Below are 15,247 nucleotides of genomic sequence, written 5' to 3'. Positions count from 1 at the left end.
ATGAATACAAACTTTCGGATATCCTCTAGCGCAAAAAAGGACAGTCAGGGCGTTTTTCCCTGACTGTTTTTCTTATTAGCGCATTTGCACTTTGACTTGCGCCTGTTGGTCAGGCAAGGCAATGACGAGCGTCGGATACGAGATCGCTTGCGTTTTCAGAGCACCAGGTGCTGGCGGCTGAACGCGAACGTGGACGGTGAAGCCGTGCGGGCCTGTCCGCTTGACCTGATCCGCTACAAGTCGGTACCCTCCCGTTGGCCGTTGTCCTGCGCTGATGACGACATACGCCTTGCCGTTCGCGCGCACGACCGTATGACCGCCATTTTTTCGCACGGTTTTCAATGCTTCCGTTACAGCAGGCGGGTACGGAGCGGCTACAGCTTCATACTCGGCTGCGAAAGGCGCAACCTCTTTTACTGCGGGCGCAGATGCGGTAGGATGGGATAGGGAAACCGATTGGGCACCTGTGACACAAAGCGAAGCTGCGAGCAACAAACTAGGGAATATATTCATCATCATTCTCCTTCCAATTGGTAAAAGTAATCGTGATGAGATCATGAAAACTGAGGTGACAGGAGTGCGTGTGAACGATTCGCTGGAATACCTGTCCGAAGCAACGAGACAAGCGATTCTAAACGAACAGACGAGGCGTTTTCGCCTTGACCAGGAACAGCAGGACTTGTCGTCCAGACTGTTGGATAGCGCGTTTATCAGCCGTGTCTGGCAAGAGGCTGATGAACTGGAAAGAACCGTCATCAAGCTGTTTCTTACCAAAGCGCCACGCGGCTTTTTCAGCAAACGGGCCTGGGAACGGGAAACGGCAAAAGAGCACAGACACTTGTCCATCGGTCTGACGAGGCTTCGACGACTGGGACTGATTTTGACTGTACGCAAAATGTGGAGTGAGATCGGTTATGTGATGCCGCAAGAAATTCGTGAGCAGCTGACCATGCAGTTGTTGCCACAATTGACTTCGGCCTATGTTTCTTTGTCAAAAACGCTCCCTTATTATATATCAGCCGGCAGAGGGATACATCTGGATCTTTTTGGGCTTCTGCTGTTCGTCCGCGATCAGCAAGTGCCTGTGACGCAAAAAGGGAGCATTCACCGCAGGGCAATGCAAAAAATGCTTCCGCTCCTGTCCATTGCGGACGAGCACGTACAAGGCATCGCCCTCGCTCCGCTGGACAAAGAGCAGAGAGATGGCCTGGCGCTCACGATTGTCCTCGATCTGGCTTTCCGGCTGGGGCTAGTGATGCGCAAAGAGAAACAGCTTGTCCCAGACGCATACCAAATCCGCCAGTGGCTCAACCATTCTTCTCCCGAGCGATTTGAACAGCTGTATCAGCTGGTTGCGGATCAGCTGCTGCCGCATGGCGATTGGTGGGATGCTTTTGCCCAGATGATGAGGCATGTTCCGCTTGATCAGTGGTGTTGTGTCGACGCGCAATTGCGCATGCTAGAGACAGCGGGTTTTGTCTTGCCAGAGGAGGCCGAAAAAGCGATTGTGGAGCAATGGCTGCACATTTTGCTCGGCATGGGCTGGATTCAGCTCGGAGCCGATGACGAGGAGCGCCTTTTCTGGCGGTGGAACAGTTTGCCGCATTTGACGGCCGAAGAAGGCTGGTTTGTCGATCCGACCGGAGCACTGACGATTCCGCCGCTCGTGCCGCTACGTGACGTGTGGGAGATCAGCGCATTTTGTCAGCTGACGTTTGAAGGCCAGTTGATCAGGGGCGAATTGCAAGCGGGAAAGCTCCAGTCGTATCTTGCTTCGGGGGGAACTAAGGAGCAGGTGATTGAAAAGCTGCGGAGCGGTTGTGCCCATCCATTGCCGGATAGCCTGGTCGAAGTGATCGGGCATTGGGCGAAGGCGGCTACGCAAATCCAGCTGGAGCCGTTTTACCGCGTCCGTACCGCACATGGCGGATTTGTGGAGGAATGGCGGCAAATTCCTGACTTTCAGCCGTTTTTGCAGCACGTTTTGTCTCCGGCGGAATTTTTCATCCCGCTCTCGCAAAAAAGGCAGCTGATCGACCTGCTCAAGCATTATGGCTACGAGCCGCATGTCGTCATGCAAACAGACGCTGCCGATGGGGAAGAAGACACGTCACCGGATGTGGCTGCGAGGGGGCTGCTTCTGATCGAACGGCCCTGGGATGGATACGCGATCGAAAATACGTTTCCTGCCCAAGATGAAGCCATGCCGCAGCTGGCGACATTGCCGAAAATGTGGACGCAGCATTTCCAGTCGTATCATCCGCAATCGCTGCGGGATTTGCTCAAGCGGGCGGCCGAGCTGCAACTGGAAGTAGAAATCCAGTTGACTGATCAGGAGCGGCTGCATGGACTGCCTGTGGAAGTCAAACTGGACATGGGCTATTGGGTCGTCTCCATCAGCGGTCCGCACGGCAAGCGCTCCTACAGGCTTGATGATCTGGGCCGAGTGCGCATTGTCGTGCCTGATTATCTGTACTAAGGGTGTAGATCGTGGTACAATCAGAAGGGACTAAAAGCTTTACGCCTTTAGTGTGAAAGGAGGTCTCGCCCTATGGAAGCAGTAGAGACTGTGGATATGGCCCAGTTGATTATGGAGTCGCATGAACTGTCCACCATGATCAATCAATCGCGCGAGGTCGTGCAATATTTGGAGGCCAAGCGTTGGATGGAGGCAGACGAAGAAGTACAGCGCCTTCTGGAGTTGTTTGAAAAGAAGAAGGAGCAGTATGAAGATGTACAACGGTTCGGGAAGTACCATCCCGATTACAACCATATATCAAAAGAAGTGCGCGAGCTGAAGCGGACGATTGAGCTTCGCGATTCCGTGCAGGCTTTCAAGCGGGCTGAGGACGCGCTGGATGAGTTGTTGTATCAGGTGAGCAGAACGATTGCCCACTCGGTATCTGACACCATCAAGGTGCCGAGCAACAATCCGTTTCTGGAAGCGCAGGGCAGTGGCTGCGGGACCGGGGGAAGCTGCGGTTGCAGCACGAAAAAGCTTTCCTGACAGGCAGTCACGCTTCGGCCTGTGGCGAGGACTTTTCACGCAACAGAAAACAGTCCTCGCACAGGTTGCCGCAGCAAAACTGCTTTTCGCTGGGCACCAGAAAGCGAAAACGGTAGACGTGCTGGTCGTCGCCTGAGCGCACATAAATGCACTCGGGCTTTAATTTGGTATGGGTGGTCAGTCGCTCCCCCGTTTCCATCAGCCGTTCAGTCAGGCGAGAAGCGGGGAGTGTGCTGCTTACATAAAAGAAGCGTTGGCCCGCATGCGTGCGCCAGCCGCTTTTTGTCACGATGCCTTCCTGGTGAAGCGCTTCCTCGAAGCTTCGATAAAAGCTAGTCAGCATAATGACCACAAATCCTTTCTGTATCGGGCGTTTACAGGTGATTATACCATGAAGGGAAAGGAGACCAACGGTTACATGAGAGAACGACGTCTTGGTGTTGCCGTGTGGGTAAAAAACACACGAGCGGCCAAAAATTTACGCAAATTTGGCACCATTCATTACATCTCCAAACGGCTGAACTACGTCTCCATGTACGTAGATGCGAATCTGCTGGACGAAACGATCCGCATCATGGAGAAACTGCATTTCGTGACCAAAATCGAGCGGTCCCATCGTCACGAGATTCCGGTGGAGTACAACAATGCAAGGCCGGACAAAGCGAAGGAATACGATTACAAACAGGAAAAAAACCAGGTGATGGCGCTGGCCGAGACAATGACGGCAGAAGAGGGAAGTCCAGCGACGGTCGGTTCGACATAAGTTGTTCACAAGCTGCCAGTTTTCGGCAGCTTTTTTCCTTTTGCCAAGGCAGTGTACATGGTATGCTAGATAAATAGGCAGACTCCAGGAGTAACGCTGATGAATGCGCTTTCAATACGCGTACATAGATCATGAGAGGAAAGGTGGGGGCGTACATACATGATTCATCTAGACATTAACTGCGACATGGCCGAATGCTTCAGCCGAGGACGACAATCAGAGGATTTGGGAATTATGAAATGGATCACCTCCGTCAACATTGCTTGCGGTTTGCACGCAGGTGATCCGCATCTCATATGCAGAACGATCGAGGCAGCGATCAAGCACGATGTAAAAATCGGAGCGCACCCTGGATACCCGGACATACAAGGCTTTGGACGACGCTCCATGAACCTGTCTGTGAACGAAGTATATGAGCTTGTTTTGTACCAGGTAGCGGCTTTGTCCGGCATGACACGCGCTTTGGGGGGAGAACTGCACCATGTCAAGCTGCACGGAGCGCTTTACAACGAAGCAGCAGAGCGTCCCGAGCTTGCCGAGGCGGTCGTCCAGGCGATTGCCGACATCGACGAGGAGCTGATCCTGTACGCGTTGTCCGGCAGCAAGCTGGTGGAAGCAGGGCTGGAGCATGGACTGCAAGTAGCCGAGGAAGTTTTCGCGGAACGGGCGTACATGCCGAATGGCCGTCTGGCTCCGCGCGAGTTGGAAGGCAGCGTGCTCATCAGCAAGGAAGAGCGGATGGAGCAGACGCGCCAGCTCGTGCTCAAGCAAAAAGTAACGACGGTCAATGGCGAGGTCATCGAGCTTGCAGCCGATACGCTTTGCGTCCATCATGAGAGTCACGACGTGCTGCAATTTTTGGTGGAAGTGCATAAATGGGCAAAGCAGAACGATGTGAAAATCGAGCCGATCACTGCCCGGTAAAAGTCATACTGGCAGCCATCCCGTAATAAAAGAAAGCCATACAGCAACGCCAACTCCTGCGATTCAGGAAGACGACGTTGCTGTATGGCTTTTTTGCGCGCTTGCTTCCACGATTCTCCCGTTTTCCATCAAAAGGATCGTATCTCCGAGCTTTTCCGCTTCGTCCCGGTCGTGGGTGACGAGCAGAAACGGAATGCCCCACATTTCGTGAAGCCGGAGCAATTCGTCCTGACATTGCTTGCGCGTGGCTGTATCCAGCGCGGAAAGCGGTTCATCCAGCAGCAAGATGTCCGGCTCCGTAGCGAGTGCCCGCACAAGCGCGACACGCTGCTTTTGCCCACCCGAAAGCTGGTGCGGGTACTTGTCCAGAAGATGATCGATTCCGACTGTCGTCAAAAGCGGTTCCAGATGCAGTTCGTGCCCTTTTCGCAGACCGTAGCGAATGTTTTGGGAAACGGTCATGTGCGGGAACAAGGCGTAATCCTGAAACAAGTAGCCAACGTTGCGCTTCTGCACGGCGAGCGGTTTTTGCCCCGCGCTGTAAAACGTGCGGCCGTTCAAGGAAATGTGCCCTCCATCGGGATGGACAAGCCCGGCTATGCTGTTCAAAATAGTCGTCTTGCCCGAACCGGATGGGCCGAAGAGGACGACAATCTCCTGTTCGGTTGAAAAGGAGACATCCAACACAAAATCTGGCAAGCGCTTCTGAATGTCTACTTCCAGCATGATGCTCTCCCTCCTGCCTTACTTTTGATTGGCGTACCTGCGCACGTTGCGTCGGCTCCACCAGTTGAGCCATAGAGTGGTGCCCATGCCGAGCGATACGATGATGACGACCCAAAACAGCGCTTTTTCCATTTGTCCGGCTTCCACGGCAAAATAGATGGCGACCGGAATCGTGTCCGTTTTTCCCGGGATGTAGCCTGCGAGCATCAGCGTGGCCCCAAATTCCCCCAAGCCGCGGGCAAACGACAGCACAAGTCCTGCCAAAAGCCCTGGCCAAGCCAGCGGGAAAGCGACGGTCCAAAAAACGCGCCACTCGGATGCGCCCATCGTGCGTGCGGCATTTTCCAGGCGTTGGTCGACTCCGGTAAAAGCTGCGGCGGCGCTCTGGTACATCAGCGGAAACGAGACGACGATCGAGGCGATCACCGCTCCCGACAGCGTAAAGACGACCTGGATACCGAACCATTGCTCAAGCAGTTGGCCCAAAAATCCGTTTTTTCCGAACAGCAACAGCAGACCGAAGCCGACAACAGTAGGGGGCAAGACGAGCGGGAGCAGGAAAAAAGACTCCAGCACGTTTTTGCCCCAAAACTCTTTTTGCGTCATCCAGCGCGCGCCAAGCATGCCAAGCACAAAAACAAAGGAGGTGGATAGCGCAGCCACTTTTAACGACAGCATCAAAGGTGTCAGATTCGTTTCCATATCGCTAACCCACCTTTTTTCTGCGAGAACGTCTCGACGTTTTTCATGAAATAGAATGTGACCGCTTGTGTGAATCACAAACGGTCATAAACTTTTGCTGCTTATTGGAATCCGTACTTCTGTAAGATCGCTTTTCCTTTGTCACTTGTCAAGTAGGCGAGGAAAGCTTTTGCTGCATCTGTATGTTTGGAAGCGCTGATGACCGCACCTGGATAGACGATTGGCTTGTGCCATTCCGGCTTCGCTGTAGCGAGTACCTTCACGTCTTTGGAGATCGCGGCGTCGCTGGAATAGACGATTCCGACTTCCGCATTTTTCGATTCCACGAAGGTCAGTACCTGACGAACGTCACTGCCGAATACCATGCGGCCGTTCAACGACTCCCACATTTTCAGCGTGTCCAGCGTTTCTTTGGCGTAACGTCCCGCTGGAACCGACTCAGGCTCACCGACAGCGATGTGCTTGATGTCTGGATTGTTCAGTTCTTCAAAAGAAGTAATCGCGATCGAGCTGTCTTTTCCCGCGATCAGGACGAGCGAGTTTTTCGTAAAGTCTTGGCGCGTGTCTTTGACAATCAGTTGTTTTTCGTCCAGTCCGTCCATGTCTTTTTTGCTGGCGGACAGGAAGACGTCGGAAGGAGCGCCTTGGGCAATTTGTGTCGCCAGTTTGCCAGAGCTGCCGAAGTTGAAAGTAAGGGTTGTTCCCGGATTTTCTGCTTCAAAGCCCGTTTTCAGTTCGTTCAGGGCATCTGTCAAGCTTGCCGCTGCGGAAATCATCAGCTCTGCCTGTGGAGCCTGTTGTTGTTGGCTGTTCTCTGTTTTGGCAGGCTCATTTGCCTGCGGAGCTGTTTGGGAAGTCGAACACGCGCCGAGCATCAGGGTAAATGCTGCGCATAAAGCGAGCCATTGCTTTTTCATCAAAACTAACCTCCAATGTGATGTTTCGTTATATTTAATTATAACTGGATATAAATAGATTATAGTTCCTATATGTGAATAATCAATTGCGATTTTACGAGAATTGAAAGAAAATGAAAGGAAAGAACCGAGCGGAGGCATGACATGAGCCATGAAAAGTCGTACACAACAGAAGAAATTGCCAAGCTTTTGCGCATCTCCAAACTGACCGTTTACGATCTGATTAAAAAAGGAGAACTGCCGGCTTATCGGGTCGGGAGACAGATGCGCGTGGACGAAAGCGACCTGGAGGCGTACAAAACGCGCGCCAAAGGGGGATACCGTGCGGCTGCGCAGCCGGTGGCGTACACGTTACCTGTGCCGGGGCAAGCGCAGCAGGCGCCGGGACAAGCCCAGCCGACAACCGGACGCAATGTCATCATCAGCGGTCAGGATGTCAGCCTCGACTTGCTTTCCAGCCATCTGGAAAAAAGCGATGCAGCGCTTCGTCCGCTGCGCTCCTACCAAGGCTCGCTGAACAGTCTGGTCGCCATGTATACAGGCAAAGCCGATATCGTCAGCACCCATTTGTTTGATGGCGAGACGATGGATTACAACGTTCCTTACGTCCGCCGTCTTTTATCCGGCCATCGCTTTGTCGTCGTTAACATGTTGGCTCGTTGGGCCGGCTTTTATGTGCAGCCTGGCAATCCGAAACAGCTTTTGTCCTGGACCGATCTGACCAAGTCCGGGGTGCGGATGGTCAACCGGGAAAAAGGATCGGGGGCACGCACGCTGATCGAGGAGCAGTTTCGGCTGGCGTCCATCACAGGGCGGGACGTGAATGGCTACGAGCGGGAGGAGAACAGCCATCTGGCTGTAGCGGGAGTGGTCGCACGCAAGGAAGCGGATGTGGGAGTGGGCATTGAAAAAGCGGCTCGCATGGTCGGCGTTGAGTTTGTTCCGCTGATCAAGGAACGATACGATCTCGTCATTCTCAAAACGGAGGAAAACGGGGCGCTGCTGAAAACGGTCATGGATATTCTCCACTCCGCTGCCTTTTCCAAGGAGCTTGAGGCAGTTGGCGGCTACGACCTGTCCCAAACGGGAAAAATCATGTACGAGACGTGGTAGCACACGGAGCCGTTCACCCTTGCTGTTGCGAGGGCGGACGGCTTTTTCTCGACAGAATCTCCTGAATTTCTACTCACCCTGCCCTTTATTTGCTACAATGGAACAAAACGGTACGACTGTTTTGTCGACCCGCAAGCGGTCTATCCTATCCATTACGATAAAAAACGCACGCTTGCAGCCGAGCGATTTTTGGGGGCTGTCATGAAGACTTTGCAAAAAACAAGCTTATTAGTATGCATCACCATTCTCGTCATGTTTGGCTCCATCGGGATCATCAGCTACTGGCCGCAGATCTCGGGCTTTTTTCAAACGAGCCAGGCGACCGTGGCAGAGCAGCCGGGGGTCGATCCGTTTTCCTACGATCCGCCGTTGCCTTCCCTTGTGAAAGACTTGCATCCCGTGTATAACATTCAAGCCGAGTTGCATACGTCGGAAGCGAAAATTACCGGAAAAATGACGGTCGAATTTGACAATCCGCAGACGGCAGACCTGCGTCTGTACGTCTACGATTATTTGTGGAACAAAATGACGGTCAAGTCGATCCGCTACAAAGACAAGCCGCTTGCCTTTGAACGCGGCCTGTCCACGGTCAAGCTGGCAAACCCGCTGGGAGCGGAAATGCGCGGGACGCTCGCGATCGAGTTTGAAAATCCGGTGCCGCGCAGAGGGACGCGCTTTGGCGTCAAGGACGACATCTGGACGCTGACGACGTGGTATCCGATGCTGGGCGCGCAAAACCAGCAAGGAAAATGGTACGATCCGCCGCAACGGGTAGATTTTGGCGATCCGTTCGTCTACCATTACGCCGACTACGACGTCTCCTTCGTCTCCCCGAAAGGCTACAACTGGGTCAGCTCGTGGGGCCGGGGCAGTACAAAGGCAGTCGAGGGCAGCAAGCAGCTAATCCGCTACGAGGGCAAAAAGCTGCTCAATTTCGCCTTGGTCGGCAGCCCGCTGTATCATGTGGAGACGATCCAGATGGGGCCGAACCTGTCTGTCGATATTGCGTCCGTGGACAAAGGCAACATCCAGCGTATCAAGACGATTGCGGAGTCGGTGTTTCCTACGTACAACGACTGGTACGGACCGCTTCCGTATCCGCACGTCGCGATTGCCGAGACGAGCACGGGCACGACGTATGCGATGGAGTACGCCAATCTCGCCATTTTCAAGCGCGACATGTACCAGCGCAATCTGATCGACCACTGGCTGCCGCATGAAATCGCCCATTTGTGGTGGTACAACAGCGTGGCGACGCTGGAAGCGTCTCACGGCTGGCTGGACGAAGGGCTTGTGGAGCTGAGCGTGTACCATTACTTGCAAAACCGGTACGGAGCGCAGTCGGCCTCCACGCTGCTCGATGAGTACAATCGCGACGCCCGCCGCTTGCAGGAGCGCTACCCCAACGGCAGCCTGGACAAGCCGTTGCAAAAGTTCGCGACCGAAGAAGAGTTCCATTGGACGTGGTATTCGAAAGGGGCGCTGCTGTTTGACCATTTGCGCAAGCAGATTGGCGATGACGCGTACAAACGTTTTCTGCACCGCGTGCAGCAAAACTACCACGGCAGCATGATCGGGGCCGAGCATCTCGACCAGGCGCTGGGGCAAACGCTGCAAGGCGAAGCGAAATACTTCGTGTACGCGACGAAAAAGCCGAATCGCGAAGGCCTGGGCGCTGTGCAACTGGAGCCGTACATCACGACGATCATCAACAACATGAGCTTTTATCCGTCCATTCCGGCCAGGGCGACAGGCGGCACGGTGTATTTGCCGCTGCGCGAGCTGGGGGAAAAAATGGGGCTTGCCATAAGCTGGGATCAGGAAAAGCAGATGATTCGCGTAAGAGGCAATGGCCGAGAAGTGTTCGTCAAGGAGCGGGAACGCTTCGCCATCCGCGATGGGCAAAAGCTCGACCTCGGTCATCCGCTGACGGAAATCAAGGAGCGCACGATGGTGCCGCTGTCGTTTTTCGCTGACGTATTCGAATGGGATACGGACTACAATCCAGCCGAGAAAACCGTAAAAATTCAAACGCGAAAAGCGAGTGGAAAGGTGGCGGAAACAAAATGAAAAACTTGATTCTGGTCGGCTTTATGGGAACCGGAAAGACGACGGTCGGCGTCGCGCTGGCCGATTCTTTGGGAATCGCGCACCATGACCTGGATGCCGCGATCATCGAAAAGGAAGGCTGCTCCATCCCGGAGCTGTTCGCCCGGCACGGGGAGACGTATTTTCGCGATGCGGAGTCCCGCCTGCTGTCACAGCTTCTGGACGATGGTCCGCAAGTTTTGACGACAGGCGGAGGGGCTGTCCTGCGCAAGCAAAATGTCGAGGTCATGCTGGCAAAAGGAACCGTGATCGCGCTTTATGCCAGCGAAGAAGAATTAATCAGGCGGCTGGAAAACGATACTTCGCGCCCGCTGCTTTCCGGCGGGGTGGCAGAACGTGTGAAAACATTGATGGCGGAACGCGCGGGGGCGTACGATTTTGCCCCGATCCAGGTGGATACGACCGGAAAAAGCCTGGAGGCGATCGTGGACGAAATTAAGGCGCAGGTGGTTGAAAGCGCAAAAGACGGGAAACAATAAAAAAGGACAGCGCTATTGCCGGAAAAAAGACGGCGTGTATCTGCGAGTACGAAGGAGGTCACGTGCGATGTCCTTTCAAGAGTATTTGAAGTACCTGACGAAATTGTTTGTCCAGTACATGGATACGCCAAAAGATGAACGGCGTCAGCGAAAGGCTCCGCGTGAGCCTTGGTCGGCACGCTGGTTCGGGGCGATCCCTATGTCGATCCGGCTGTTGTGGCGCAAATAATCCTACCTTGGTAAGCGGACGGAGGGTGCGGTGCGTATGGCGAGAGTAGCGGTAGAAAAGTCCCTTTCCCAGATTCGCAAAATGCTGTGCGATAACGGCTATGATGTCGTCGATTTGGGAAACTGGCAACAGGTGGTCGACGCGATCGTGATTACGGGTCAGGATATAAACGTCTTGGGCGATCAGAACAAGACGATTACAGGTGCGTCGGTAATCAATGCAGAGGGAATGACGGCCGATGAAGTTTTTCATGCCGTACACGAACGCCTTTCCCCAACCGATCATCATTGATCGAAAATAGCCAAAGGCTGCGCCTTCGCTAGAACAAGCGCGCAGCCCAATCAAAAAACAAGCTCTCCGCCAGCGACTGGCAGGGAGCTTGTTTTTTTGCCAAAAGCGACGGATCAGCTCTGCGGCTGTCCCGCTACGTAAAATTTTCCGACCTTGTCAGCGTAAGCGTAGGGGACAAAGCGCAGCCCTTCATCCCATACTCCCACGTAAGCGTTTTGATCGTTCCACAAATGAAGCGAGCCGACGACGAACGGGGCGAGCACCTGAGAGTGGTACAGCGGAACGGTCAGCGTCACGGGTGCATCGCTTTGCTGCTGCCACAACTGCGGCCATGAAATTGCGCTGTCCCCGTACAACTGGCTGACCCAGCCGATCTGGTCGAACGGATCTTTTTGCGCCCCTTGCAGGATGCGCGTCTCTGTTAGCCGCTGCCCGGTCTGTACCAGATTTTGCGCAGCCAGGCTGCGAAAGACTGGCTCGTTTGCGGCGAAGGAAGCGGGGTACGCTTCGCCTGTTTTGGCGTTCACCAGTTGCGGCGACGACTGGCGGGCGATCAGCCAGTGGGAAGCGAATCCGTCGTAGACAGGCTCTGCGGCAATTTCCCGCGGGGCAAAGGCATCGTCGAACAAAATGTATTCCCCGACCCCGTATTCCAACAGCACGAATTTTTCCTGGGCAGGCGCTTCGACGGCCTCTCCCACGACCAGGTACCCTACCTGTCTGTCTGCTTTTTTGATGCTGACCAGCCACTGATGTTGATTCGGGCCGAGCGTCTGCACTTCTGTATCGGCTTTTTGCCACTCCTTGAATTGCGGATCGCGGTTGGCGAGTTCGTTCATCCACGTCTGGATTTGGGCGTGAAACTCTTTGTCCCAGCTCTCCTCTGCGTGGACAGGCCAGGCGAGCAACGCAAAAGACAAGAGCACCCCGAGAAGGGGGAGGAATCGTCTGGTCACAAACATGCACCACCTTTTGTACAGGCTAAGCTTATTCCTATTGTAACCAGCTATGACAAAAAGATTTGTTGCAACTTGTCAGTTCCGCAGCACTTCTTCTCGCTGATCTTTTACATGATTCGCCCGGATGCGGGGAGATGGCGCACCGTTTTTGCCGGATGCGCTTTAATGACAGGCGGAGCAGAGTGCAAGTAAAACAGTCCGCCGTTAATAAAATGAACCTCGATGCGCGGCTCGTACTGCCAGCGCAGCTCGTCCATCCGCCGCTGTTTTTCTTCTTCCGGCGTGCTTTTTTTCCATTCCTCCTGGTTGATTTCCTCGCGCGGCGTCACCTGGACGCCATTGGCACGTAGAAAGTCGAGGATTCGCCCACCGGAAGAGCGGTATTCGTCAAGCGTCTGCGCAGCTTCGACAACAGCCTCCCTGGCGGGGACGGCGTCGCGCGCAGGCAGCGGGATCGAGGCTTTTTGCTCCGGGGACTCTACCGCTTCCGCCTCGGCTGCTTCTGTCTCGCTCTGTTCGGCAGGCGGCTCTCGTCGGGCCAGCTCTTGGTAGTAGGCGGCGAGGATGTCCAGCTCCTCCGTCAGTCGCGCCCGCGCCTCTACGGCCCACTCCTGGTCTTCCTGCGCGATGACCGCATCGACCTCCTGCCGGGCCAGCTCCAGCGCGTCTTCCACAGACAGCTTCCGGTCGAGCGTGTAAAAATAGTCCGGGATCGCGGGCGCAAGCGTCAACTGAAACAAAAACGAGGAAAAGTCGTGCACGAGGCGCGGCTGATGCAGGTTGATCCCGAGATAGAGCATGATGTCGCGCCGTTTGTCGCAGATGAGCGATACTTTCAGGTTGAGCCCGAGCCAGGGAACGAGCGGCGTGGAGCGACGCTTGCCGGTGCTTGGCAAGGAAGCGGTATTTTGCTCGTACATGCATAAAAAGCGCCCGTGCTTTTTCGCCGAGGCAAAAATTTGCTGCATGCGCGCAGCGCCCAGATGCAGATGCTCGGCCCGCAGCCCGTCCGGCATCCGGTCCGGGTGAAACGCAAAGGTGAGCACGAGCGGCTGGTAGGCCAGGTTCATTTTGTCGACCCAGCTCCAGTAAAACGGGCGGTTGCCGATATCCTTGTCGACCTCGACCGGAAGCTTGACCGTCAAGTAATCCGGGTGGGCTTCGACGATGTGCGCGGAAAAAGTCGCGAGGTAGCGCTCTACAAATTGCCTGACCTGGTTGGCTTGCATCAGGAGAAACCTCTTTTCTTGTGTGCGTTTTTTCTGCTACTGCTCTGCCGCTTCCGACAGGGCAGGGGATGCGTGCTGCTGTCTGCTGGCGCGGATGGCGTGGCCTATGTTGTCGAGCTTCAACGCCATTTCGCGGGCCGATTTGGAATCCATGATGATCTGCGTCAAATTTTCTTCCAGCGACGAGTTGAGATTCAGCCGCTCCACGATGTCGTCCAGTTCGCCGATGACCATCTCGAACAGGTCGATTTTTTCGTACAGCAGCTTCAAAATGTGCTCCTCAATCGTGCCGACGGTGGACAAATTGTAAATGTGCACGTCCCGCTTCTGGCCGAGACGGTGGACACGGCCGATCCGCTGCTCGACGCGCATCGGGTTCCACGGCATGTCGTAGTTGATGACCTGGTTGCAAAACTGCAGGTTGATCCCTTCCCCGCCAGCCTCTGTGGCGATCAGTACTTGCGCGCGGTTTTGAAACAAATCGGTCATCCAGTCTTTTTTGCTGCGCTTGAAGCCGCCGCGAAACGGCACAGAAGTAATGCCGTGGTCATGCAAATATTTTTGCAGGTAGTTTTGCGTCGCCCGGTACTCGGTGAAAATGATGACTTTGTCGTTGATCTCCTGGATCAGCTCGACCGTTTTGGCCGCCTTGGAATGCGTCTCGATCCGCTTAATCATCTCCACCAGCTCCAAAATTCGGCCGCGCAGGGGGGAGTCTTCGCTGGTGCGCTGGTGCATGTTGTACAGCGTCATGAACGAGGCTTCCTTGCTGGAGCAAACCTCGCGCTGCAACGTAATCAAGGCGAGCGAGTTGAACAGGCCAGCTCCTGTCTGGTACTGGTCGCGCACAAAGCGGGTGACGCCCTCGTACAGCTCCATCTCTTCCTGCGACAGCTCAATCGGAATCGACTGGACGCGGCGACTGGTGAACTGGATGCCGCCGTCGCTTCGCTTGTTGCGAATCATCACCTTTTCAATTTCTTCGCGCAATTTGTCGCTGTTTTTCGACTGTCGCTTTCCTTCGACGTAATTGGAGGAAAACGACGTGGAGTGGCCGAGGTGCCCCGGCTTCAACAAATTAATCAGGTTGTACAGCTCGTCCATTTCGTTCTGGATCGGCGTAGCCGTGAGCAGCAGGCAATATTTTTTGCGAATTTCCTTCACGAACTGATAGTTTCGCGTCCGCTTGTTTTTCAGCTTGTGCGCCTCGTCGATAATCAGCATGTCGTAGTCGATGTCGAGGACGTGGCGGCGGTGCGGATCTCGTTTCGCCGTGTCGATGGAGGCGACGACGACTTCATGCTGCCGCCACATGTACTCCTTTTTTTGCGCCACGGCGGGAATCCCGAATTTTTGCTGCAACTCCTTCGTCCATTGGATGACGAGGGAGGCGGGGACGAGCACGAGAATTTTTTTCGCCAGACCCCTGACCATGTACTCCTTCATAATCAGCCCGGCTTCGATCGTCTTGCCCAGTCCGACCTCGTCGGCGAGGATCGCGCGTCCGCGCATGTCGTTGAGCACTCGCTCCGCCGTTTGCAACTGGTGGGGAAACGGGGAGAGCAGCGGCAAGTATTTCAGGCATTGCAACTGATCGAACTCGCGAACAGCCATGGCCTCTTCCGCTTCCAGCGCCAGCTTGAACAGCTCCCACTTGTCCCAGGGGCCGTCTTCGCGCATTCGCTCCGTCAGCGGGGATATCCAGCTCGTGTCAAATGAAACAGGAATATTCGGCATATACGTTACTCCTTTACACAGCTCTGCCATAACTTTCATGCGCTTTATCAAAAAACTTAACA

At 54.6% G+C, this 15,247-nt stretch carries 17 protein-coding genes; 9 read left to right on the top strand and 8 right to left on the bottom strand.

All coding sequences use genetic code 11. The features are described from left to right. Window positions 1–75 precede the first annotated feature (75 nt). Complete coding sequence (locus AC3WJN_RS21845) at window positions 76–516, bottom strand: protease complex subunit PrcB family protein (protein WP_035317423.1); 441 nt, start codon at window positions 514–516, stop codon at window positions 76–78. 40 nt (window positions 517–556) lie between these two features. Here AC3WJN_RS21845 and AC3WJN_RS21840 point away from each other — a divergent pair, with 40 nt between their 5' ends. Both AC3WJN_RS21840 and AC3WJN_RS21835 read left to right on the top strand, forming a co-directional pair. Then, a complete protein-coding gene (locus AC3WJN_RS21840) occupies window positions 557–2,479 on the top strand; it encodes a hypothetical protein (protein WP_217364871.1) in 1,923 nt (640 codons plus the stop codon). A 72-nt stretch (window positions 2,480–2,551) separates the two neighbouring features. Continuing rightward, window positions 2,552–3,007, top strand: coding sequence for a YlbF/YmcA family competence regulator (locus tag AC3WJN_RS21835; RefSeq protein WP_007785272.1), 456 nt, complete (start codon window positions 2,552–2,554; stop codon window positions 3,005–3,007). A 7-nt stretch (window positions 3,008–3,014) separates the two neighbouring features. Here AC3WJN_RS21835 and AC3WJN_RS21830 read toward each other — a convergent pair whose 3' ends face one another. Further along, window positions 3,015–3,350 (bottom strand): hypothetical protein, encoded by a 336-nt coding sequence (locus AC3WJN_RS21830; RefSeq protein WP_007785273.1) that lies wholly within the window; start codon window positions 3,348–3,350, stop codon window positions 3,015–3,017. A 75-nt stretch (window positions 3,351–3,425) separates the two neighbouring features. On the opposite strand from AC3WJN_RS21830, the gene AC3WJN_RS21825 reads away from it, so the two are divergent. After that, entirely contained in the window at window positions 3,426–3,770 is a 345-nt protein-coding gene (locus AC3WJN_RS21825; RefSeq protein ID WP_007785275.1) for a YlbG family protein, read from the top strand. A 159-nt stretch (window positions 3,771–3,929) separates the two neighbouring features. Next, entirely contained in the window at window positions 3,930–4,694 is a 765-nt protein-coding gene (locus AC3WJN_RS21820; protein WP_007785277.1) for a 5-oxoprolinase subunit PxpA, read from the top strand. Between the two features lie 63 nt (window positions 4,695–4,757). On the opposite strand, the gene AC3WJN_RS21815 is transcribed toward AC3WJN_RS21820, so the two are convergent. The 3 genes from AC3WJN_RS21815 to modA all read right to left on the bottom strand — a co-directional run bounded on the left by AC3WJN_RS21815 (window position 4,758) and on the right by modA (window position 7,039). Continuing rightward, entirely contained in the window at window positions 4,758–5,420 is a 663-nt protein-coding gene (locus AC3WJN_RS21815) for a sulfate/molybdate ABC transporter ATP-binding protein (protein ID WP_007785279.1), read from the bottom strand. 18 nt (window positions 5,421–5,438) lie between these two features. Beyond that, window positions 5,439–6,122 carry a molybdate ABC transporter permease subunit gene (gene modB / locus AC3WJN_RS21810; protein WP_007785281.1) on the bottom strand — a complete coding sequence of 228 codons (684 nt, stop codon included), beginning with the start codon at window positions 6,120–6,122 and terminating at the stop codon, window positions 5,439–5,441. Between the two features lie 101 nt (window positions 6,123–6,223). Beyond that, a complete protein-coding gene (modA, locus tag AC3WJN_RS21805) occupies window positions 6,224–7,039 on the bottom strand; it encodes a molybdate ABC transporter substrate-binding protein (RefSeq protein WP_007785283.1) in 816 nt (271 codons plus the stop codon). Between the two features lie 144 nt (window positions 7,040–7,183). Between modA and AC3WJN_RS21800 the strand changes: the two genes are divergently transcribed. The 5 genes from AC3WJN_RS21800 (at window position 7,184) to AC3WJN_RS21780 (ending at window position 11,260) form a co-directional block, all read left to right on the top strand. Next, window positions 7,184–8,152: a helix-turn-helix transcriptional regulator gene (locus AC3WJN_RS21800; RefSeq protein WP_007785285.1), complete on the top strand. Its 969-nt coding sequence runs from the start codon at window positions 7,184–7,186 to the stop codon at window positions 8,150–8,152. 201 nt (window positions 8,153–8,353) lie between these two features. Next, window positions 8,354–10,222 (top strand): stalk domain-containing protein, encoded by a 1,869-nt coding sequence (locus tag AC3WJN_RS21795; RefSeq protein ID WP_007785287.1) that lies wholly within the window; start codon window positions 8,354–8,356, stop codon window positions 10,220–10,222. After that, window positions 10,219–10,740, top strand: coding sequence for a shikimate kinase (locus AC3WJN_RS21790; protein ID WP_005827198.1), 522 nt, complete (start codon window positions 10,219–10,221; stop codon window positions 10,738–10,740). Before AC3WJN_RS21795 ends, AC3WJN_RS21790 begins: the two co-directional genes overlap by 4 nt. Window positions 10,741–10,807: 67 nt before the next feature. After that, on the top strand, window positions 10,808–10,969 hold the full coding sequence (locus AC3WJN_RS21785; RefSeq protein ID WP_005827201.1) for a YqzE family protein: 162 nt from the start codon (window positions 10,808–10,810) through the stop codon (window positions 10,967–10,969). 36 nt (window positions 10,970–11,005) lie between these two features. Beyond that, the gene (locus AC3WJN_RS21780; RefSeq protein ID WP_007785290.1) at window positions 11,006–11,260 is read left to right on the top strand and encodes a YkuS family protein; all 255 of its coding nucleotides are present in this window, start codon (window positions 11,006–11,008) and stop codon (window positions 11,258–11,260) included. Window positions 11,261–11,373: 113 nt separating this feature from the next. Here the strand turns inward: AC3WJN_RS21780 and AC3WJN_RS21775 are convergent, their stop codons facing one another. From AC3WJN_RS21775 to AC3WJN_RS21765, 3 genes are all read right to left on the bottom strand, one after another. After that, the gene (locus AC3WJN_RS21775; RefSeq protein WP_433947660.1) at window positions 11,374–12,222 is read right to left on the bottom strand and encodes a hypothetical protein; all 849 of its coding nucleotides are present in this window, start codon (window positions 12,220–12,222) and stop codon (window positions 11,374–11,376) included. Between the two features lie 104 nt (window positions 12,223–12,326). After that, a complete protein-coding gene (locus tag AC3WJN_RS21770; RefSeq protein ID WP_005827208.1) occupies window positions 12,327–13,448 on the bottom strand; it encodes a YqhG family protein in 1,122 nt (373 codons plus the stop codon). Window positions 13,449–13,484: 36 nt separating this feature from the next. Then, complete coding sequence (locus AC3WJN_RS21765) at window positions 13,485–15,185, bottom strand: DEAD/DEAH box helicase (RefSeq protein WP_007785294.1); 1,701 nt, start codon at window positions 15,183–15,185, stop codon at window positions 13,485–13,487. Window positions 15,186–15,247 lie beyond the last annotated feature (62 nt).

The organism is Brevibacillus sp. FW306-2-1A-C05A, from assembly GCF_058781555.1.
The sequence above is the reverse complement of the archived record's forward strand: the minus strand, read 5'-3'. Positions and strand labels throughout refer to the sequence as shown.